We start from the raw sequence: 20,706 nt of genomic DNA, 5'->3' as shown, positions 1-20,706 counted from the left end.
TTATCGAAATTTAAAATAGAATATGAGAAAATTAGTCGTTTTAATCCTGCTTTTCGTAGGGTATGGTTCTTTCGCGCAAGCACCAAAATTAGATAAGGAATATGCCTCTATTGAGGATAAGGTAATCGAATGGAGAAGGTATTTTCATGAGCATCCCGAATTATCCAATAGAGAATTTGAAACTTCTAAAAAAATTGCAGCTCACCTAGAATCATTAGGAATCGAAGTACAGACTGGCGTAGCTCATACCGGTGTAGTCGGTATTCTTAAAGGGAACAAACCCGGGAAAGTTGTAGCCTTGAGAGCGGATATGGATGCCTTACCGGTAACGGAAAGAAATGACCTGCCTTTTAAAAGCAATGTAACTTCTGAATATTTGGGTAACGAAGTTGGGGTAATGCACGCCTGCGGACATGATACGCATGTTGCCATATTAATGGGAGTTGCCGAAATAATGTCAAAACATAAGGACAAAATAAAAGGAACGGTAAAATTCATATTTCAACCTGCCGAAGAAGGAGCACCTCCGGGAGAAGAAGGGGGAGCCGCTCTCATGGTGAAAGAAGGAGTTTTACAAAATCCAGATGTTGATGCTATCTTTGGACTTCACATCAACTCACAAACTCCTGTGGGTACTATTAAATACAAGTCTGGCGGAACCATGGCCGCTGCACAACGATTCCAAATCGATGTAAAAGGAAAACAAAGTCACGGTTCACAACCCTGGTCTGGTGTAGACCCCATTTTAATCAGTGCAAAAATAATCGATGGACTACAAACCATTATCAGTAGGGAAATGAATTTGACCAACGAAGCGGCCGTAATTACCGTAGGTAAAATAACCTCTGGAGTTCGAAATAACATTATACCTGAAACTGCGGAAATTGTGGGCACCATTCGCACCTTGGATTATGATATGCAAAAGCAATTGAACAGACGTATGAAGGAAATGGTAAAATCCATTGCCGAAGCCTACAGAGGCGAGGCCACGATCGATATTTCCGACGGAACCGCAATTACATATAACAATCCGGAATTAACCGCTCAAATGGTCCCAACCATTGAAGCCGTTGCCGGGGCCGAAAACGTTCAGATTACCAAGGCAGTGACCGGTGCTGAGGATTTTTCTTTTTATCAGGAGAAGGTCCCTGGGGTATTTTTCTTTTTAGGCGGAATGACTCCCGGAACCACCGAGTCTTATCCACACCATACACCTGATTTCTTAATCGATGATAGCGGTATGCTATTGGGCGTAAAAACATTAACTCAAATGAGTTTTGATTACCTGAACAGTAACAAGACCCCTCGTTTGGAAATGCAACCAAAAGGATAATTTTGATGAATGATTTTTTAACTTTATTTCCAAGCCTACCCTGGTGGGCTTGGTTTTTTTTGTTCTTGGTCTTAGTTGCAATTTGGGATATCTTCATTCAGAAACGACATACCATTAAGCACAATTTCCCTATTGTTGGGCATCTTCGATATTGGTTAGAAAGTATTGGTCCAGAAATGCGGCAATATTTCGTTTCTAATAATCGAGAGGAATTGCCTTTTAACAGAATTGAAAGAGGATGGATCTACGCTTCGGCAAAAAAGGAGAATAATTATGAAGGTTTTGGAACGGACCGAGACATTACTGCCCATCAATATATTTTTGTCAAAAATAGAATGATGGCCTTTCCAGTTTCTGCCGAACACCCTAATGCGATTGACCCGAATTTTATACCCTGCGCAAAGGTAATTGGGTTATATAATAAGCGAAAATACCCCTTTAGACCGGCAAGTATCGTAAATGTATCGGCGATGAGTTTTGGGTCCTTATCGGCAGCAGCTGTCGAGGCCATGAACAAAGGCGTTAAAAAGGCGGGTGCCTATCATAATACAGGTGAAGGCGGACTTTCACCCTATCATAAACATGGTGGGGATATTATTTTTCACTTTGGCACGGGCTACTTCGGAGTGCGTACACCAGATGGAAACTTTTCAATGGAAAAAATGAAAAAATTGGTGCAGGACAATCCATCCATAAGGGCCATAGAAATAAAATTGTCCCAAGGTGCTAAACCTGGTAAGGGTGGTGTTTTACCCGGTGCAAAAATCACCAAAGAATTGGCAGAAATTCGTGGTGTGGAAATAGGAAAAGATGTACTGTCGCCCGCAACCCATAAAGCTTTTTCAAATGTTGGCGAATTAATGGCCCTCATTGAGTCCATTGCCAAAGAAACTGGATTACCAGTGGGGATTAAAGGAGCGATCGGAAAATTGGATCAATGGGAAGAATTGGCCGACTTAATGCTCAAAACAGGCAAAGGTCCAGATTTCATTACCATAGATGGTGGCGAAGGTGGAACGGGTGCCGCCCCCCCTTCTTTCGCAGATCACGTTTCGCTACCCTGGATCTATGGCTTCTCTAGTCTTTACAAGGTGTTTTTGAACAGGAAACTTACAGATAGAATCGTATTTATAGGATCCGGAAAACTAGGATTTCCGGCAAAGGCGGCCATGGCATTCGCCATGGGGGTCGATTGTATCAATGTGGCCCGAGAAGCCATGATGAGTATTGGTTGTATTCAGGCTCAAGTTTGCCATACCAATAGATGCCCCACAGGTATTGCCACCCAAAACAAATGGCTTCAAAATGGAATTGATATACCTTTAAAATCTGACCGCTTGGCTCAATATTTCAAAACCTTCAGAAAAGAATTTCTAGAAATCACCCATGCCGCAGGTTATGAGCACCCAAGTCAATTCACAATGGATGATGTACAAGTAAATGTAGATGCCAATGATCTAAATCGGAGTTTGGCCTCCATTTACGGTTACAACAAAGCCAAAGTAGTTTTTTCAAGTGTTCAAGAATTGAAAGACTGTTCGTATCTTGGCGGAAAATAATTGAGGAATTTATTTAAATAAGTTATCCCTATGATAAAATTACTATTTTGTTCTACCCTATTTTTTGCAGGTATTTTGAATATAAACGCACAAAAAAAGAGTGACCTTATTACGCAAAATCAAGAATTGAAATTTCAGTTAGATTCGATAAAAGGAATAGTCAATATGGCGAAGCGTAATGAAAGAATAGGTCTGAACAAAGCCGATGAACTTCAAAAGCAAGTAACAGAATTACAAGATGCGAACGCTACGTTAATGACGAACCTGAACAGTTTTGCGGCGTTATCAAGTCAAAATTCCGAAAATATCAACAGAACCTTGGCCACTCTAGAACGTAAAGAAGCTCAACTTAAAGGAATTACCAATGCAGTCGCAAGCAACGATTCAACGGCGGTAATGGTGCTTACCAGGGCGAAACAAACACTAGGTGAAAATGCCAAGGTCAGCGTGAACGAAGGAACCGTAACTTTTTCCGAGAATCTAGATTTCTTTTTTACAAACGGATTAGGGGTTAAAGTAAATCCCGAATCCAAAACTTGGTTAGAAAATGTCGCCAAAGTGTTGAATGCAAATCCTAAAAGTATGATTACCGTTGCCAGCTTGAATATTACTGGAGAATTAGACGCAGCTTTGGCACAGGCCGCAACGATTGCTAGCATCTTAATTAAAGATCATGGGGTTAGCGGTGACCGTATCAATGTGATAGGAAAAGATGGTGGTCTAAGAGAATCTATTCAAATTAAAGTACAGCCCGATTATAAAGCATTTTATGATATGGCCAAGGGTGAAGTGAAGAATTAAATCACTTGCATTTCGTCGATGAGCTATTATACTAATTGAGAAAAAAACTCGTTTTATTTTGGTATAATTGAATAAATAAACTCAAAAAATGACCTCTGAACAAGTATTTCAACTTTTCGCCTACTTATTGCCCTCTGTAGTTACAGGAGCTATTGCTTTCTATTTTTTTAGAATGCATACCAATAATGAAGAGGGTCGTAGACGTTTTCTTTTACATAAAGATTCTCAAAAAGATACGTTACCAATTCGGTTACAAGCTTATGAGCGTATGTCGCTATTTTTAGAACGAATCGCCATACCCAGTTTAGTCGTTCGTGTTGCACCACAATCAAAAGATAAAAGTGCCTATGAAAGCTTGCTGATCAAAAGCATTGAAACCGAATTCGACCATAACTTATCTCAACAAATTTATATGACGGACGAATGTTGGAACATCATTAAAGCGGCGAAAAGTGCGACCATACAAATGATCAGAAAAGCTGCTATGAGTCAAACAGAATCTGCGGATAAACTACGGGAGGACATTCTTAACGAAACCATGGAAAAAGCTTCTCCATCGGCCACTGCTCTATCTTTTGTAAAAAGAGAGATTGGGGAGCTATGGTAGATTAGTGTTTATTGTAAGATACATTCAATTTCTATAAACACGGAATAATTATTTTTCTTAACCGAAAATTAAACTTAACCCTTTTCCCAAGCTTTAACACTCAAACAGGTAACAAAAATTGAATATTCGTACTTAAATCACTCATTGAGATTGGGCTCAATAGGATTTGTTTCGTCGTTTTTATTCTTAGCATATAAGTAGCCTCGCTTCCACCACAACGTCATTTTATCCTTATCAAAAATCAAAGAATTGGTGGTCAGAATGGTAGGCGTATAATATAAGTTGATAATTGCGTTGTTCTGATTAGCCACCAGTTTTCCTATTCGTATATTTTGGCTTTCTATGCGGTCTAAAATAAAACTCATCATCGTGGTAATCAATTCGAAGGGATTTCTGGAAGGCACCCTGTTCAAATAATTCACTTCGGTATGCAAGACCACCACGTCTACCTCGGTCGCTCCCCGTCGTATGGCCTCTTCAATAGGCACTATACTTCCTAATCCACCATCGGCATATTCGCAACCATTTTTACGGACTAAACTCATAAACGGAGTGTAATTGGCCGAAATCCATACCCAATCACAGTAATCTTCATAAGTGCATTCTTTTATGGATTTGTACTCAACTTGATTTAAGGATAGGTTGGAAACAGTAATCACTACATCCGGTAGATTTTGCTTGAGTTCATTGAATTCTGCCTTGGTCAAACTTTTTTCAATGAGCTCCCTTAAATTTTCACTTTCACCGAATGTTTTTTTACCGGAAATGAAATTTCTGAGGACATTCCAGTGGTTAATCGTAATCTCATCGTTTCCATACTTTCTTTTTATAAGAAAAGGGCAATTATTGAAAATACTGTCTTGGTTAACATTAGAATATATTTCCTTTATTTTATCCAATTTACCTAAGGCCAGGTGGGAAATTAAAAGACTGCCTGTAGAGGTACCTACAAACAAGTCGTATTTCTTTTTTTCTTCCTGAATTAGAAATTGTGCCACACCCCCGGCAAAAGCACCTTTACTACCACCACCTGAAATAACCAAAGCCCTCATGGTAATTCTAATTTCGTTTTAAGATAAGATAAATCGTCTACACTCATATGTTTTGTTATGGATTCAATTTCGGTTTTTAAATTTTCGTCTTTTAGAGTTTTATCAAGCAAACGTCTTGAAAAATTTCTAAACTGCCATGAATAGTGGTTGGTTGCCTTTATCAAATTTTTCAATGATTCTTCATTCAACATTTTTATTTCGAAAAGATATTCGAAAGCGCTCTGACGCACTTCAGGATTAAAAACTGATGCTGTATAATTTTGTAATTCTTTCAGGTAAGATCGTTTTTGATTCAACTGATAATCTGATGTCACCAAGGCCATGGTTAACCAAAGCAAACGTATATTTTTATTAGGCAATCCTATTACATCCTTTGTGGCATCTAAATATTCGATTCGATTTTCGGGAAATTCGGTCCAAAGTTTATAAAGTACGGCCTCAATGGTTACGTAACTTTCATCTTTCAACATTGTTTCAAAAATAGGTTTTAGAACCGTGTAGATTTTGTCGCGTGACAATGCCAACGATTGTCGTACCTCCAAATGTTCATTGCCTATCAGTTCAGACAATTTTTGATCCGATACACGATCTTTGAAGTCAAGAATTAATTGTTTTTTCAAGTTTACCGAAGTATCATCTTTCCAAAATTCTTCTATCACTTCATCTTTATAATATTCTTTTATCTGCGAACTAGCTTCAATAACTTGGTCATATTGTTTAATAGAATTACTACGTTCAAGAAGATATCCATAAATTTCTTCCCACGGAAAAATGATACTTTCCAGCCAATTCGTTCTAAATTCGGTTAAGTTTTTCCCGCTCGAAAGCTCCATTTCATCGATAAAATTCGAGACCGTAACATTCTTAAACTGATATTTAGAAAGGTAGTTTTGAATCCCTTTCTGAAATGAATTGGATCCTATTTCATTTCTGAGCATGACCAAAGCCCAAGCCCCTTTTTCATAAAATGTCAAGCTACTGGCTTTTGGATCTAACAAGGACTCCCCTTCGCCACTGATAGAAATTTCATTCAATGATTTAGCCGTATGAAATAACTTCCAATAAAAATGGTCATCCCCAAAAATTTCCTTTTCAGCTAAATAGGCATAATAGGTTGCAAAACCTTCCTGGAGCCAATGATGTTCACCATTCACCTCTGTGACCAAATCACCGAACCATTGATGGGCAAGCTCATGTGCGTTTATATTCACATAGTTTCTATCTATAAACGAAGTGGAATCTATAATGTAAGCATCAGAAAAAAGGGTTGTACTCGTATTTTCCATACCTGCGTACAAGAAATCATGTACGGGTACTTGTTTGTAATTTTGCCATGGATAGGGAACTCCTATTTCCTGCTCTAAAAAATCAAACAGTTGCTTAGAATAGCGATAAGTAGGTTCGACTTTTACCTTATCCGTCGGATAGTAATAATTTTCTATTGGTACTCCACTGTCGGAAATGAGTTTTTGTTTTTCAAAATCTCCGATAGCGAAGGCAACTAGATAGCTGCTCATTGGCTTTTCCATATTGAACTGCCATGACCTTTGATTTTTTTCTTCTTTGATGTGCTGCAATTTACCGTTGGCAATTACTTTATATTTTTTATCGAAAGTAATCGTGAGATCAAACTCAAGCTTTTCGGTCATATCATCAAAACTCGGCAGCCAATAACTGGTATATTTTCCTTGTCCTTGAGTCCAAATTTGTTCATTTCCTTGAATATCATCATCAAAACCAACATAATATAGTGCTTGCTTCGGTGAACATGAATATTCGATTTGTAAACTATACTTCCGACCACCTTTAAAATTAGTATCTAGGATTAAAATTTTTCCATTATTTCTAAAGTCCACCTTTTTAGAGTTTACTGATACCTTTTCAAATTCCATTTGATGCGCATCGAGAAATATAGAGTCTACAGCAGCAAGCACTTTAAACTCATAGGTTACAATACCCTTTATCATATTTTCAGTTGCATTTGGAACAATATGGACATCGGCGTGGATAAAATCTACTTTATCTTGATGTTGCCCATATATCTTAACAAAAAAAAGTAAAATCAATATGAAGGATAAACTTCTCATAGTACAAATATATTCGACTTTTAGGTCTAATTAGAATTTAACCTTAATGCTGGCCGTAAAATCAACTAACCAACTTGCGGTTAAAGTCCATTAACTCTAAATTCGTAGTATGAACAACGGTTTTTTACAGACTCCTATTGTGTACCTTAAAGGTGTTGGTCCGAATAGGGCTGAAACCTTAAAATCAGAATTAGGAATAGAAACCTTCCAAGGCTTGCTCAATCTTTTCCCCAACCGATATATAGACAAAACCCAATATTACAAAATCTCACAATTGCAACGGAGTAATGCTGATGTTCAGATTATTGGAAAAATAGTCCATTTAAAGACCATAGAGCAAAAAAAAGGAACTCGACTGGTGGCAAAATTTATAGATGAAACCGGGGAGATCGAACTCGTCTGGTTCCGCGGGCAAAAGTGGATACGGGAAAATCTTAAGCTAAATACTCCCTACGTTATTTTTGGAAAATGCAATTGGTTCAATGGTACATTTTCGATGCCCCACCCTGAAATGGAACTACTGACCGACCATGAACAGGGAACCAGAGTATATATGCAACCGGTTTATCCCTCAACAGAAAAACTGAGCAATAAGGGTATTAGCAACAAGGTGATCAATAAGATGATGCAGCAACTTTTTTTAGAAGTTAACAGTAACTTTTCAGAAAGCTTATCGGATAAGTTATTGTATGAATTGAAGCTGATCTCGAAAAGTGAAGCACTGTTCAATATCCATTTCCCAAAAAATCAGGAATTGTTGGCAAAGTCACAGTTCAGGTTAAAGTTTGAAGAACTCTTCTACATCCAGTTACAGCTTATCGCGAAAAAACTAACACGACAGCAAAAAATAAAGGGTTTCCCGTTTGATCAAGTAGGGGAATATTTCAATGATTTTTATAAGAACAAACTTCCTTTTGAACTGACGGATGCCCAAAAAAGGGTCATCAAGGAAATTCGCGCAGATTTAGGAAGTAATGCTCAAATGAACCGATTATTGCAAGGTGATGTGGGTTCTGGAAAAACCATAGTTGCCGTAATGACAATGCTTTTGGCTATCGATAACGGATTTCAGGCCTGTTTAATGGCCCCTACAGCAATTCTTGCACAGCAGCACTATCAAGGGATTTCAGCACTTCTGAAAGGCACCGCCATCAAATGTGCATTGTTGACAGGATCGGTAAAGAAAACGGACAGAAAACCAATTCATGAGCAATTGGAAAATGGTGAACTTCATATACTGATCGGTACCCATGCGCTCTTAGAAGATAAAGTCCAATATAAAAATCTTGGGTTGGCCATTATTGATGAGCAGCACCGCTTTGGGGTTGCACAACGTTCGAAACTTTGGCATAAGAATGAATATCCCCCCCATATCCTTGTTATGACCGCGACCCCTATTCCTAGAACTTTAGCCATGAGTTTATATGGGGATTTGGACATTTCGGTAATTGACGAACTGCCCCCAGGTAGAAAACCGATACAGACCGCACACCGTTATGATGCCAACCGATTAAAGGTCTTTCGTTTTATACGGGATGAAATAGAAAAAGGCCGACAGATTTATATCGTGTATCCGCTCATTCAAGAATCCGAAGCCATGGATTATAAGGATTTGATGGATGGGTATGAAAGTATTGTCCGTGATTTTCCGCAACCGGAATTTCAAATATCAATCGTACACGGGCAAATGAAACCGGCGGATAAGGATTATGAAATGGAACGCTTCGTAAAAGGTGAGACACAGATTATGGTCGCCACCACCGTTATCGAAGTGGGGGTTAATGTCCCTAACGCATCGGTTATGATTATTGAAAGTGCGGAGCGCTTTGGCCTTTCGCAATTGCATCAATTACGAGGTCGGGTAGGCCGGGGTGCAGACCAGAGTTTCTGCATTTTGATGACTAGTCATAAACTATCCAGCGAAGCCAAAACCCGTTTGGAAACCATGGTGGCCACTAATGACGGATTTGAAATTGCAGAAGTAGACCTAAAACTACGTGGCCCAGGAGACCTAATGGGTACCCAACAAAGTGGATTACTGAATTTAAAGATAGCGGATATCGTAAAGGATAATGACATCTTGAAAACCGCACGTTACTATGCTCTTCAACTGTTGAAGGAGGACCCTTCACTTCAAAAACCGGAGAACCTAATCATTAGGCATAACTACGCGCAACTGGTAAAGTATAAAAACATCTGGACGTATATCAGTTAGTATAATATATAACACTTTTGCTGTTGAACATCGTAATTTAAAGGGCTGTTCGTTTCCCAAAACCTCTTAATTTTAATAGATTTGCCTTCCTAGATTATAAAGATTATGAGTGCAACAAAAACATTATTTGACAAGGTGTGGGATTCACACGTAGTTCATAAAATACAAGATGGACCGGACGTTTTGTTTATTGACAGACATATGGTGCACGAGGTTACCAGTCCCGTAGCTTTCTTAGGATTAAAGAACAGGAATATCCCTGTGATGCATCCTGAAAAAACTTTCGCGACCGCTGACCATAACACCCCTACCATCAACCAACATTTACCGGTTGCTGATCCTTTATCTGCCAACCAACTCAAAATGTTGGAAGAAAATGCCAATGAATATGGTATTTCCTACTGGGGTTTAGGTCACGAAAAAAATGGCATCGTACACGTTGTAGGTCCGGAATACGGTATTACCCAACCAGGTGCTACCATTGTTTGTGGAGATTCGCATACTTCCACTCACGGTGCTTTTGGCGCTATCGCTTTTGGTATTGGTACTTCTGAAGTAGAAATGGTTTTGGCCACACAATGCATCATGCAACCTAAGCCAAAAAGAATGCGCATCAATATAAACGGTAAAATGAGCAATGGCGTAACCCCAAAGGATGTTGCCCTATTCATCATTTCGCAATTGACGACGTCTGGTGCTACCGGATATTTTGTGGAATATGCCGGTGAGATTTTCAGGAATATGAGTATGGAAGGTCGTATGACCGTTTGTAACTTGAGTATTGAAATGGGTGCCCGTGGAGGAATGATCGCTCCAGATGAAAAAACATTTGAATATATAAAAGGTCGCGAGTTTACGCCAACCGGTGCAGCTTGGGACAAAGCGATGGCCTACTGGGAAACCTTGTATACAGATGAAGACGCTATCTTCGATAAAGAATTGACCTTTGATGGTTCCCTTATCGAACCTATGATTACCTACGGTACAAACCCAGGTATGGGTATGGGAATCTCGAATGATATTCCGAGTGCCGGTGCGGTACAAGGTGGGGCTACAACCTATCAAAAATCATTGAAATATATGAATTTCAACGAGGGCGAAAGTATGATGGGCAAACCGATCGATTTCGTGTTCTTGGGTAGTTGTACCAACGGCCGTATTGAAGATTTTAGGGCTTTTGCATCCATCGTAAAAGGACGTAAAAAGGCCGATAATGTAACTGCTTGGTTGGTTCCGGGTTCGCATAAAGTGGAAACCGCAATCAAGGAAGAAGGCATTTTGGATATTTTAACCGACGCCGGATTCGAACTTCGAGAACCCGGTTGTTCTGCCTGTTTGGCCATGAACGATGATAAGGTCCCTGCTGGAAAATTAGCGGTAAGTACCTCTAACCGAAACTTTGAAGGAAGACAAGGACCTGGATCAAGAACGCTCTTGGCAAGTCCGCTAGTGGCAGCGGCAGCAGCGGTGACCGGAAAAGTGACGGACCCTAGAGAATTAATGGTAGAATTCGCTTAGCGAATTATGCCTTTGGCTATTGGCCATTGGCTTCTTGCAGCAACATCAATAAATCAAAATAATGAAGCTAACGGCCCAAGGCCCGAAGCGAAAAGCTATAAAAAATGGCATACGATAAATTTAATATACTGACCTCCACAGCGGTTCCTTTACCGATTGAAAATGTGGATACCGATCAAATAATACCCGCACGATTTCTAAAGGCGACAGAACGCGTTGGTTTTGGCGATAACCTTTTTAGGGATTGGCGTTATAATCAAGATAATACACCAAAAGAGGATTTTGTTTTAAACCAAGACATCTACAGCGGTAAAATTCTGGTAGGTGGTAAAAACTTTGGTTCCGGTTCATCTCGTGAGCATGCGGCTTGGGCCGTTTACGATTACGGATTCAGATGTGTAGTTTCCAGTTTCTTTGCGGATATTTTTAGAGGAAACTGCTTGAATATTGGTGTTTTACCGGTTCAAGTTAGTGCAGAATTTCTTCAGAAAATTTTCGATGCGATAGAAGCGGATCCAAACACCCAATTGGAAATTAACCTTCCAGAAGAAAAAATAACCCTATTATCAACCGGTGAAAGCGAATCCTTTGATATTAATGAATACAAGAAAAACAATATGTTGAACGGTTTCGATGATATTGATTACTTACTGAACATTAAAAAGGACATTCAAACTTTTGCCGAAAACACACCTCTTTAACACGATTTTCTTATAACGGAAACATCAATGAAAAGAAAGTTGGAAATAATGGATACCACCCTTAGGGACGGTGAACAGACCTCTGGGGTATCCTTTTCTGCATCGGAAAAATTAACGCTTGCCAAATTATTGTTGGAGGAGCTTAAGGTTGACCGCATAGAAGTGGCATCGGCACGTGTTTCCGATGGTGAACTGGAAGCCGTGCAGCAAATTACCGAATGGGCAAAAACCAAAGGTTATTTGGAACGCGTGGAAGTTTTAACCTTTGTTGACGGTGGTGTTTCTTTGGATTGGATGGCAAAATCTGGCGCCATTTCGCAAAACCTTTTGACCAAGGGATCCTTGAATCATCTCAAACATCAGCTAAAAAAAACTCCTGAACAGCATTTCTCTGAAATTGCAGAAATTTTTAAGAAGGCAAAGGAAAGAGGTTTTATCAATAATATTTATTTGGAGGATTGGAGCAATGGTATGCGAAATTCCAAAGATTACGTATTTCAATTTCTAGATTTCCTTTCCTCCCAACCTATAAAAAGAATCTTGCTCCCAGATACTTTAGGTATTTTAACCCATACCGAAACTTCAGCCTTCATTGGTGAGATTGTACAGAGATATCCAAAACTTCATTTTGACTTTCATGGTCATAACGATTATGATTTAGGGGTGGCCAATGTTATGGAAGCGGTCAAGGCAGGTTGTCACGGACTTCATTTGACAGTGAACGGAATGGGCGAACGAGCAGGAAATGCGCCTATGGCCAGTGCGGTAGCGGTCATCAATGATTTCTTACCCGATATTGAAATTAGGGTAAACGAGTCTTCCCTGTTCAAGGTGAGTAAGTTGGTTTCCGCATTTACAGGATTTACTATTCCCGCAAATAAGCCCATTGTGGGAGATAATGTATTTACCCAAACAGCCGGTATTCATGCCGATGGAGACAGTAAAAAGAATCTCTACTTCAGCGATTTAATGCCAGAACGATTTGGACGGAAGCGGAAATATGCGTTAGGCAAAATGTCCGGTAAAGCTAACATCCAAAAGAATTTACAGGAATTGGGGCTGACTTTAAATGATGATGAACTAAGGAAAGTTACCGCCAGAATCATCGAATTGGGAGACAAAAAAGAACGGGTAACCAAAGACGACCTGCCCTTTATTATTTCTGATGTACTAGATACCGTGGCTCACAAGCAGCGTGTATTTGTAAAATCATATGTATTGACGCATGCAAAAGGCTTAATGCCCTCAACTACCCTATCGCTTGAAGTAGATGGTAAAGTTTATGAAGCCCATGCACAAGGAGACGGTCAGTACGATGCTTTTATGAACGCCTTGAAAAAAGTGTATGTCACCAAAAATAAGACTTTACCCAAATTAACGGATTATGCCGTACGAATACCCCCTGGTAGTAACTCCGATGCACTTTGTGAAACGGTGATCACTTGGGAAATGAACGGAAAAGAATTTACCTCCAGAGGATTGGATTCTGACCAAACCGTAAGTGCCATTAAGGCCACGGAGAAAATGTTGAACATAATTTAAACAGATTGCTTCGTACCTCGCAATGACGAACTACGAGCAAAATACAACTCAAAACAATGAAATTAAATATTGCCTTATTGGCCGGTGATGGTATCGGTCCGGAAGTTATTGATCAAGCCGTAAAAGTGTGTAATGCCATAGCAAAAAAATATGACCATGAAATTACATGGAAGCCTGCACTTACCGGTGCGGCTGCCATTGATGCCGTTGGAGAACCTTATCCAGATGAAACCCATGACATCTGTGCAAATGCGGATGCGGTATTATTTGGTGCCATAGGTCATCCTAGATTTGATAATGATCCGTCTGCAAAAGTTCGTCCTGAGCAAGGCTTGTTGAAAATGAGACAAAAATTAGGTTTGTTCGCCAACGTACGTCCAACCTTTACCTTTCCATCGTTAATCGATAAATCTCCTTTAAAAAGAGACCGAATCGAAGGAACGGATTTAATCATTCTTCGAGAATTGACCGGCGGTATCTATTTTGGGGAACGCGGCAGAAAAGATGATGGTAACACTGCTTTTGACACCATGACTTACCAACGTTTTGAGATTGAGCGTTTGGCAAGAAAAGGTTTTGATATGGCAATGAAACGTTCTAAAAAATTATGTTGCGTAGATAAAGCAAATGTATTGGAATCTTCAAGATTATGGAGAGAAACGGTACAGGCTTTGGAAAAAGAGTATCCTGAAGTAGAAGTAAGCTACGAGTTTATCGATGCCGTAGCCATGCGATTGATACAATGGCCAAAAGGATATGACGTTATCATTACCGCAAACCTTTTTGGGGATATTTTAACCGACGAAGCTTCCGTAATCGCTGGTTCTATGGGGCTTATGCCTTCTTCTTCAGTAGGAAGTAAAGTTTCCTTATACGAGCCAATTCACGGTTCGTACCCACAGGCGGCGGGTAAAGACATTGCCAACCCTTTGGCCACCGTACTTTCCGCAGCTATGTTATTCGAAGATATGGATATGCCCCAAGAGGCAGAAGAAATACGCAGGGTGGTCAACAAATCTTTAGCTGAAGGGTATGTAACCGAAGACCTTGCCGAAGGAGGAAAAAGTTATAAAACTAGTGAAGTTGGTGATTGGTTGGCCAAAAATATCTAACCGTATTGACCAGACAAATACTAAAAAACCCTCTAGCAATAGGCGCTAGAGGGTTTTTTAATTTCTATTCTGGATGATTAAAGACTTGCGTAAGCCGACAGCGATTGTTCGTAAACCTGGGATACGATTTCTTGTAAATCTGGAATAACGGTTTTCGCTAATCTGGAATTACTATTAAACAGTACACAGATTCCCAAATCACTGTCAGGAAAAAGTGCAATTTCATTTCTAAAGTTATTTACACTTCCACCATGATGCCACATGGTTTCAATCTCACCCGATTTCCCATTCTGAAAGGTATGAATCCGCCAACCAAATCCATAAGATGAAGAAACATGCCCTGGCCAACGCTGGTAATATTTATACTTATTTTTATATGTGATTACAGGCCTAAAAACCTCATTAATAACTTCTGAACTCATCACTTCAGGATTATGCCCTAATAAAAAGCGCATCCATTTGGCCATATCCTTAGAACTAGCATTGATACCTCCAGCAGCAACTGCATTATCATAATGGTCATTCAAACTTAACTTTCTCCAGCCTTTATTATGTTTACCGTGTGGTAACGCTACATTCTTATTTGCAGAAAGGGATTTGTAATCTGTAGAAGCTGTGGACATACCAAGAGGCTCAAAAAATCGATCCACTAATAAATGCTGAATATCTTTTCCCGTTGCTTTTAACATCACCTCTTGACTAAGCGCGAACATTGCATTTTGATAGCTGTATTGCTCACCGGGCCGGGCAACAGGTTGAACTTTATCGAACTGTTTTACAATGTTAGACATAGGTATACCTGCCTCTACCAGATTGGTAAAACTGTGATAGGGAGTTCCCGAAGTATGGGAAAGGATGTTGGAGATTTTTATTGCTTCGGTATTCTTATCATCGCCAAAATGGAATTCTGGAATATATTTTACAACCTGATCATCGAAATCAAATTTTTTTTCACTTTGTAATTTCGCCGCTAAAACTCCAGTAAATCCTTTGGAAATCGATCCTAATCTAAATACGGTTTCATCATCTACCTTTTTATCACCATTGGAGCTTCGCTTTCCAAATCCTTCCGAAAATATTACAGAATCGCCACTTACGATACTCACCCCCGCTCCTACAATATCCCCATCTTTAATGGCACTATTAAAATAATTCGCTATTGCATTACTCAAAGCTTTTTGACGTAAACAATATAATTCAGCATCTCTTTTTTCTGCCAAAGTATTGGTTGGTAGAGAATTATAAATCGTAGCTGTTGAATGAGTGGGTGTGACCGTAGAAGTTGTTAGCACAAAAAGGAAGAGGGCTAATAGAATGGTTCCAATAAATATTTTAGTCCGGCGCAAGGTAAATTACAGATTTAGGTATTAAGCACAACGCAATAATAATTAATTCAGTATCAATAAAATGCAAAAAACCAGAACTTTAACAAGTTAATATGCCATTCTTTGTAAAGATAGTAAGCCTAAAGCTGCTTAATCACTTCCTGTTTATCACAATATAACAATTCCTATTTACGCCTTATCCGCTCCTACAAGTGTTCTATGAAAAAAAAGATTTAGTAGATCATGGTATGGACGGATCAATAGGCAACCCATTTAACCCTAAAGCTCTATTTATAAAAATCTCAGAAATATCAATCACCCCTATTAGAGCATAATAGCAAAGCTAATTTTATAACTTTTATCCATAAAAAAAGGAACCTGATTTTCCAAGTTCCCTTTTTCATATGTGCTGATCAATTTAGCTTAACAACTAATAGCCATTTTCCTGTATTTCATTTCCCGTCGCTTTCTAAAAACTAAGATGCCAACCGCTATCCCTACTCCTGCGAAGGCCAAACAGGCTCCTACCAAGCTAGAATATATGATTCCGTATCCAAAGGCTATGGGAAGACCGGCCAAGTAAGCACCTGATGCATTCCCCATATTAAAGGCACTTTGGTTCATTGAGGAACCTAACATTTCAGAACCTTTAGATGTATTTATAATCGCCATTTGAATGGGAGTGGCCACGGTAAAGGAAACTGCGCCGATAACAAAGGTCATAGCCATTAATACATAAGGATTCGTGGCTATAAGCATATTAAGCAATAAGATGGCACACATAATCGATAGACTTATAATTACCGCTTTTAAAGGAGAAAATAGTTCTGCCATTTTCGCTCCCATAAAATTACCGAAAACCATACCAAGGCCTGCAAGCATCATCGCATAGCCTACAAAATGTTCTGGTAAACCGGCAACTTCAGTAATCAATGGTGCTACGTAGCTGTACCAAGCAAAGAATCCACCTGTACCGATTGTTGTCAAGGCAATCAGTGCCCATAGCTCGCTATTTTTTAATCCCTTGGTAACACTGACCTCTTTTTCCGAGGCTTCAATTTCAATCTTTGGCATCCAAAGGTAAATACTGCCCAAAGCTAATAAACCTACCACTCCTACTAAGTAAAAAGAAACACTCCAACTGAACTGTTGTCCTAAATACGTACCAATAGGAACACCGATAACGTTCGCTATGGTCAAGCCTGAAAACATGATGGATATGGCCTGTGCCGATTTTCCTTTCTTCGCAAGTTTAGTCGCAACAACAGCACCTATTCCAAAAAAGGCGCCATGGGGAATTCCTGATAAAAAGCGTAAAAACAGTAGACTACCATAACCATTGGCCAACCCTGATAGGGTGTTGAAAACTGTAAACCAAATCATTAAAAGAAATAACATTTTTTTTGGGGAAAGCTTAGCCCCTAATCCTGTTAGTAAAGGTGCCCCTACCACAACTCCTAATGCATAGGCAGCAATGAAGTGTCCCGCTTGAGGAATAGTTATTCCTAAAGCACCAGAAACTTCAGTCAATATTCCCATAATCACAAACTCGGTAAGTCCAATTCCAAACCCTCCGATTGCTAAGGCAACCAATGCCTTTTTGTTTGATGGATTTATATTCATAGCAAATCATTTAATCCCTCCCGTTAATTTGTAGGGAAGCATGTTCAGGGTACAAAGTTAGGAGGCTTCATCAGTTCTTTATTCAACAGGATTATCCAATATCTATGCAATATTATCCCGATTATAAGACAATTGTTCATTTTAAGTTAAATATCAATAGTTTACATAAAAAAAGCATCGAAATTAAATTTCGATGCTCCCTTAAACCCTGTTGGGTTTAGTTATAAAATGTAATCTGTACTCACAAAATTAGATAGTTTAGCCTCTAGTAATTGTTGTACGATTTTGGTATTTAACTCATTATCTTTAAAGGCTACGAACGTACGGATAGAGAAAGAACGGAGCGCATCATGCACGCTTAATGTTGATTGGGCCGAATCTTTTCTTCCCGTGAACGGATATACATCAGGACCTCTTTGACAGGAACTGTTCAAATTAACACGGCAAACCAAATTGACCAAGGTATCGATCAACGGAGAAAGCGCATATACATCCTTTCCAAAAAGACTTACTTGTTGACCATAATTACTTTCGGCCATATCATCTAACGGCTCTTCAATATTTGAAAATTGCACGATAGGAATAATAGGTCCGAATTGTTCCTCTTGATAGACCCTCATATCTTTAGTTACCGGATATAAAACGGCTGGCCATATGTAATTATCAAATCGTTTACCGCCATTTTTATTCAATATTTCAGCTCCTTTTGATAGGGCATCGTCGATTAATTCTTGAATATATTCGGGCTTTCCGGGTTCAGGTAATGGTGTTAATTTAACCCCATTTTCCCAAGGATTACCGAACTTTAACTCATCGACGCCTTGGGCAAAACGCTCATTGAATTTGGCACTAATATCCTCATGTACATAGACAACTTTTAATGCTGTACAGCGTTGCCCATTGAAGGACAAGGTTCCTGCCAAGCATTCTTCAACAGTGAGGTTCAGATCTGCATCAGGTAATATGATGGCGGGGTTTTTAGCTTCAAGTCCGAGTACCAAGCGTAAACGGTTACTTTTCGGGTGCTGATCCTGTAAAGCGTTTGCCGACTTACTATTCCCTATTAAAGCGAGTACATCAACCTTACCTGTTTGCATTATAGGCGCGGCAACCGTTCTTCCCCTTCCAAAAATAACATTGACCACTCCCTTAGGGAAGCACGATTGAAAAGCTTCCAACAGCGGCGTTATTAAAAGAACACCGTGTTTTGCCGGTTTAAAAATGGTAGTGTTTCCCATTATGATAGCCGGAATAAGTAGTGCGAACGTTTCGTTCAATGGATAATTATAAGGTCCCAAACATAAGACGACTCCTAAGGGTCCCCTTTTGATATGAGCATACACCCCATCGTGCTTTTTAAACTTTGCAGCGTCACGATCTAATTGTTTGTAATCCTCTATGGTGTCTTGAATGTATTCAACCGTACGGTCAAATTCCTTTTGTGAATCGGGCAAAGATTTTCCAATTTCCCACATCAACAATTTTACGATTTGTTCACGTTTTGTCTTCATCTTAACCACAAAGCTTTCCATACAATCAATACGATCCTTAACATGCATGGTCGGCCACAAACCCTGACCTTTATCATATGCGTTCAATGCGGCATCTAAGGCGTCCAATGCTTCTGCTTCCTGTAGATCCGGAATGCTACCTAACAAGGTTGGCGTATATTCCTTTGTTGAAGAAATCGTGGAATAGACTTCTGTGGTGTCTCCTTTCCATTCTTTCAACTCGCCATTCACTAAATAATGGCGTTGATCAATTGTTGATGTTATCTGAAATTCTTCCGGTATTTTTACTTCGTTCATGGTGTTCTTACTGTTTATCTGTGCGTTTGAAATCCATCTTTACTCTTTATATTTCCATCTAATAAAAACCAAATCGGATTTTATTAAATATAACCTAAACTAAATATTCAAACAAATCTGGTTTATCGTTTATATAATCTCCGTAGAAATTGTTCATTTTCATACGTTCAACCAAGGGTTGTAAATCGGCCTGGTTCTTGAGCTCGATACCTACCACTGCCGGGGCATTCTCTCGGCTGGACTTTTTTGAGTATTCGAAATGGGTAATGTCATCTGTTGGTCCTAAAATATCGACTACAAATTCCTTCAATGCACCCGGTCTTTGCGGAAACCGAATAATAAAATAATGTTTAAGCTTCCCATACAATAAAGCACGCTCTTTTATCTCAGCGGTTCTGGTAATATCATTATTACTTCCACCAATAATGCAAACAACATTTTTACCTTTTATGTCCTCTTTGAAATCATCTAAAGCGGCAATTGTAAGTGCGCCCGCAGGTTCTACTACAATGGCATCCCTATTGTACAAATCAAGAATGGTCTGGCAGACCTTGCCTTCATCGACCGTAATCATTTTATCTAAATATTGACTACAAATAGGAAATGTCAAATCTCCCACCCGTTTTACGGCGGCCCCGTCAATAAATCGATCAATTTTTTCCAAAGCCACTACTTGCCCTTGTTCAATTGCACATTTCATGGAGGGAGCCCCTTTAGGTTCTACCCCTATAATTTTTGTGCTTGGCGATAACTCGCTAAAAACACTAATTAAACCCGATGCTAAACCTCCCCCACCGATGCAAACAAAAAGGTAATCGATTGGAGTTTTGGTCTGTTCTATAAGTTCAAGACCTACCGTCGCCTGCCCTTCTATAATTTTTGGATCGTCAAAAGGATGTACAAAAACTTTGCCCGTTTCAATACCATGGACTTTTGCCGCATGTGAAGCATCGTCAAAAGTGTCGCCTTCTAGCACAATCTCTACCCATTCATCTCCAAATAATTTGGTTTGCTCCACCTTTTGTTTGGGAGTTACCGAAGGCATGTAGATGGTCCCTTTTATTTTTAGATGAAAACATGCAAACGCAACGCCCTGTGCATGGTTTCCAGCACTGGCACAAATAACCCCTTTTAACCTTTCTTCTGAGGTGAGCGAACTAATCTTATTAAAAGCGCCCCTGATCTTATAAGAACGTACCCGTTGTAAATCTTCACGTTTCAACAGTACTTGGCTGCTAAATTGCTTTGAGAGACGGATACTATCGGTTAGCGGTGTTTTTTCAGAAATTTCAGAAATAGTAATTGCAGCCTTTCGTATATCATCCAATTTTGGAAAGTAAACAGCTCTTTCCTTTTTAAGTTCATTATTCCCTTTTTCCTCGAATCTCATACTTTCCTCAACAATTTTACTTTAAAACTTCTA

15 protein-coding genes are annotated in these 20,706 nt (G+C 39.4%); 9 read left to right on the top strand and 6 right to left on the bottom strand.

Annotated features, from left to right (window positions below; genetic code table 11):
• Positions 1–22: 22 nt before the first annotated feature.
• The 4 genes from ACNR9Q_RS11030 (at position 23) to ACNR9Q_RS11015 (ending at position 4,300) form a co-directional block, all read left to right on the top strand.
• Positions 23–1,333 (top strand): amidohydrolase, encoded by a 1,311-nt coding sequence (locus ACNR9Q_RS11030; RefSeq protein ID WP_419211277.1) that lies wholly within the window; start codon positions 23–25, stop codon positions 1,331–1,333.
• Between the two features lie 5 nt (positions 1,334–1,338).
• Positions 1,339–2,892, top strand: coding sequence for an FMN-binding glutamate synthase family protein (locus ACNR9Q_RS11025; protein WP_419211276.1), 1,554 nt, complete (start codon positions 1,339–1,341; stop codon positions 2,890–2,892).
• 30 nt (positions 2,893–2,922) lie between these two features.
• Entirely contained in the window at positions 2,923–3,693 is a 771-nt protein-coding gene (locus ACNR9Q_RS11020; RefSeq protein ID WP_419211275.1) for a hypothetical protein, read from the top strand.
• Positions 3,694–3,781: 88 nt separating this feature from the next.
• Entirely contained in the window at positions 3,782–4,300 is a 519-nt protein-coding gene (locus tag ACNR9Q_RS11015) for a hypothetical protein (protein WP_419211274.1), read from the top strand.
• 137 nt (positions 4,301–4,437) lie between these two features.
• Here the strand turns inward: ACNR9Q_RS11015 and ACNR9Q_RS11010 are convergent, their stop codons facing one another.
• Both ACNR9Q_RS11010 and ACNR9Q_RS11005 read right to left on the bottom strand, forming a co-directional pair.
• Positions 4,438–5,352: a patatin-like phospholipase family protein gene (locus ACNR9Q_RS11010; protein ID WP_419211273.1), complete on the bottom strand. Its 915-nt coding sequence runs from the start codon at positions 5,350–5,352 to the stop codon at positions 4,438–4,440.
• Positions 5,349–7,439 (bottom strand): M1 family metallopeptidase, encoded by a 2,091-nt coding sequence (locus tag ACNR9Q_RS11005; protein ID WP_419211272.1) that lies wholly within the window; start codon positions 7,437–7,439, stop codon positions 5,349–5,351. The genes ACNR9Q_RS11010 and ACNR9Q_RS11005 overlap by 4 nt, the downstream gene beginning before the upstream one ends.
• Positions 7,440–7,548: 109 nt before the next feature.
• Here ACNR9Q_RS11005 and recG point away from each other — a divergent pair, with 109 nt between their 5' ends.
• From recG to leuB, 5 genes are all read left to right on the top strand, one after another.
• Entirely contained in the window at positions 7,549–9,654 is a 2,106-nt protein-coding gene (gene recG, locus ACNR9Q_RS11000; RefSeq protein ID WP_419211271.1) for an ATP-dependent DNA helicase RecG, read from the top strand.
• A 105-nt stretch (positions 9,655–9,759) separates the two neighbouring features.
• Positions 9,760–11,172: a 3-isopropylmalate dehydratase large subunit gene (gene leuC, locus ACNR9Q_RS10995; RefSeq protein WP_419211270.1), complete on the top strand. Its 1,413-nt coding sequence runs from the start codon at positions 9,760–9,762 to the stop codon at positions 11,170–11,172.
• Between the two features lie 104 nt (positions 11,173–11,276).
• Entirely contained in the window at positions 11,277–11,873 is a 597-nt protein-coding gene (gene leuD / locus ACNR9Q_RS10990) for a 3-isopropylmalate dehydratase small subunit (protein ID WP_419211269.1), read from the top strand.
• Between the two features lie 27 nt (positions 11,874–11,900).
• Complete coding sequence (locus tag ACNR9Q_RS10985) at positions 11,901–13,415, top strand: alpha-isopropylmalate synthase regulatory domain-containing protein (protein ID WP_419211268.1); 1,515 nt, start codon at positions 11,901–11,903, stop codon at positions 13,413–13,415.
• A 56-nt stretch (positions 13,416–13,471) separates the two neighbouring features.
• Positions 13,472–14,527, top strand: a complete 1,056-nt coding sequence (leuB, locus tag ACNR9Q_RS10980; RefSeq protein WP_419211267.1) for a 3-isopropylmalate dehydrogenase — start codon at positions 13,472–13,474, stop codon at positions 14,525–14,527.
• A 77-nt stretch (positions 14,528–14,604) separates the two neighbouring features.
• Here the strand turns inward: leuB and ACNR9Q_RS10975 are convergent, their stop codons facing one another.
• The 4 genes from ACNR9Q_RS10975 to ilvA all read right to left on the bottom strand — a co-directional run bounded on the left by ACNR9Q_RS10975 (position 14,605) and on the right by ilvA (position 20,673).
• Positions 14,605–15,747 (bottom strand): serine hydrolase domain-containing protein, encoded by a 1,143-nt coding sequence (locus tag ACNR9Q_RS10975; protein ID WP_419211266.1) that lies wholly within the window; start codon positions 15,745–15,747, stop codon positions 14,605–14,607.
• Between the two features lie 528 nt (positions 15,748–16,275).
• Complete coding sequence (locus ACNR9Q_RS10970) at positions 16,276–17,475, bottom strand: MFS transporter (protein ID WP_419211265.1); 1,200 nt, start codon at positions 17,473–17,475, stop codon at positions 16,276–16,278.
• Between the two features lie 221 nt (positions 17,476–17,696).
• Complete coding sequence (locus tag ACNR9Q_RS10965) at positions 17,697–19,283, bottom strand: NADP-dependent glyceraldehyde-3-phosphate dehydrogenase (RefSeq protein ID WP_419211264.1); 1,587 nt, start codon at positions 19,281–19,283, stop codon at positions 17,697–17,699.
• Between the two features lie 94 nt (positions 19,284–19,377).
• Positions 19,378–20,673, bottom strand: coding sequence for a threonine ammonia-lyase IlvA (gene ilvA / locus ACNR9Q_RS10960; RefSeq protein WP_419211263.1), 1,296 nt, complete (start codon positions 20,671–20,673; stop codon positions 19,378–19,380).
• Positions 20,674–20,706 lie beyond the last annotated feature (33 nt).

Origin of the sequence: Maribacter sp. X9 (assembly GCF_048537565.1) — a bacterium.
Lineage (GTDB): Bacteria > Bacteroidota > Bacteroidia > Flavobacteriales > Flavobacteriaceae > Maribacter.
This window is presented reverse-complemented; position numbering and strand designations above follow the sequence as displayed.

What these genes read in the sequence shown, in the direction of transcription:
- ACNR9Q_RS11030 (WP_419211277.1), top strand. Translation starts at nt 23, where the DNA reads ATGAGAAAATTAGTCGTTTTAATCCTGCTTTTCGTAGGGTATGGTTCT.
- ACNR9Q_RS11025 (WP_419211276.1), top strand. Translation starts at nt 1,339, where the DNA reads ATGAATGATTTTTTAACTTTATTTCCAAGCCTACCCTGGTGGGCTTGG.
- ACNR9Q_RS11020 (WP_419211275.1), top strand. Translation starts at nt 2,923, where the DNA reads ATGATAAAATTACTATTTTGTTCTACCCTATTTTTTGCAGGTATTTTG.
- ACNR9Q_RS11015 (WP_419211274.1), top strand. Translation starts at nt 3,782, where the DNA reads ATGACCTCTGAACAAGTATTTCAACTTTTCGCCTACTTATTGCCCTCT.
- ACNR9Q_RS11010 (WP_419211273.1), bottom strand. Translation starts at nt 5,352, where the DNA reads ATGAGGGCTTTGGTTATTTCAGGTGGTGGTAGTAAAGGTGCTTTTGCC.
- ACNR9Q_RS11005 (WP_419211272.1), bottom strand. Translation starts at nt 7,439, where the DNA reads ATGAGAAGTTTATCCTTCATATTGATTTTACTTTTTTTTGTTAAGATA.
- recG (WP_419211271.1), top strand. Translation starts at nt 7,549, where the DNA reads ATGAACAACGGTTTTTTACAGACTCCTATTGTGTACCTTAAAGGTGTT.
- leuC (WP_419211270.1), top strand. Translation starts at nt 9,760, where the DNA reads ATGAGTGCAACAAAAACATTATTTGACAAGGTGTGGGATTCACACGTA.
- leuD (WP_419211269.1), top strand. Translation starts at nt 11,277, where the DNA reads ATGGCATACGATAAATTTAATATACTGACCTCCACAGCGGTTCCTTTA.
- ACNR9Q_RS10985 (WP_419211268.1), top strand. Translation starts at nt 11,901, where the DNA reads ATGAAAAGAAAGTTGGAAATAATGGATACCACCCTTAGGGACGGTGAA.
- leuB (WP_419211267.1), top strand. Translation starts at nt 13,472, where the DNA reads ATGAAATTAAATATTGCCTTATTGGCCGGTGATGGTATCGGTCCGGAA.
- ACNR9Q_RS10970 (WP_419211265.1), bottom strand. Translation starts at nt 17,475, where the DNA reads ATGAATATAAATCCATCAAACAAAAAGGCATTGGTTGCCTTAGCAATC.
- ACNR9Q_RS10965 (WP_419211264.1), bottom strand. Translation starts at nt 19,283, where the DNA reads ATGAACGAAGTAAAAATACCGGAAGAATTTCAGATAACATCAACAATT.
- ilvA (WP_419211263.1), bottom strand. Translation starts at nt 20,673, where the DNA reads ATGAGATTCGAGGAAAAAGGGAATAATGAACTTAAAAAGGAAAGAGCT.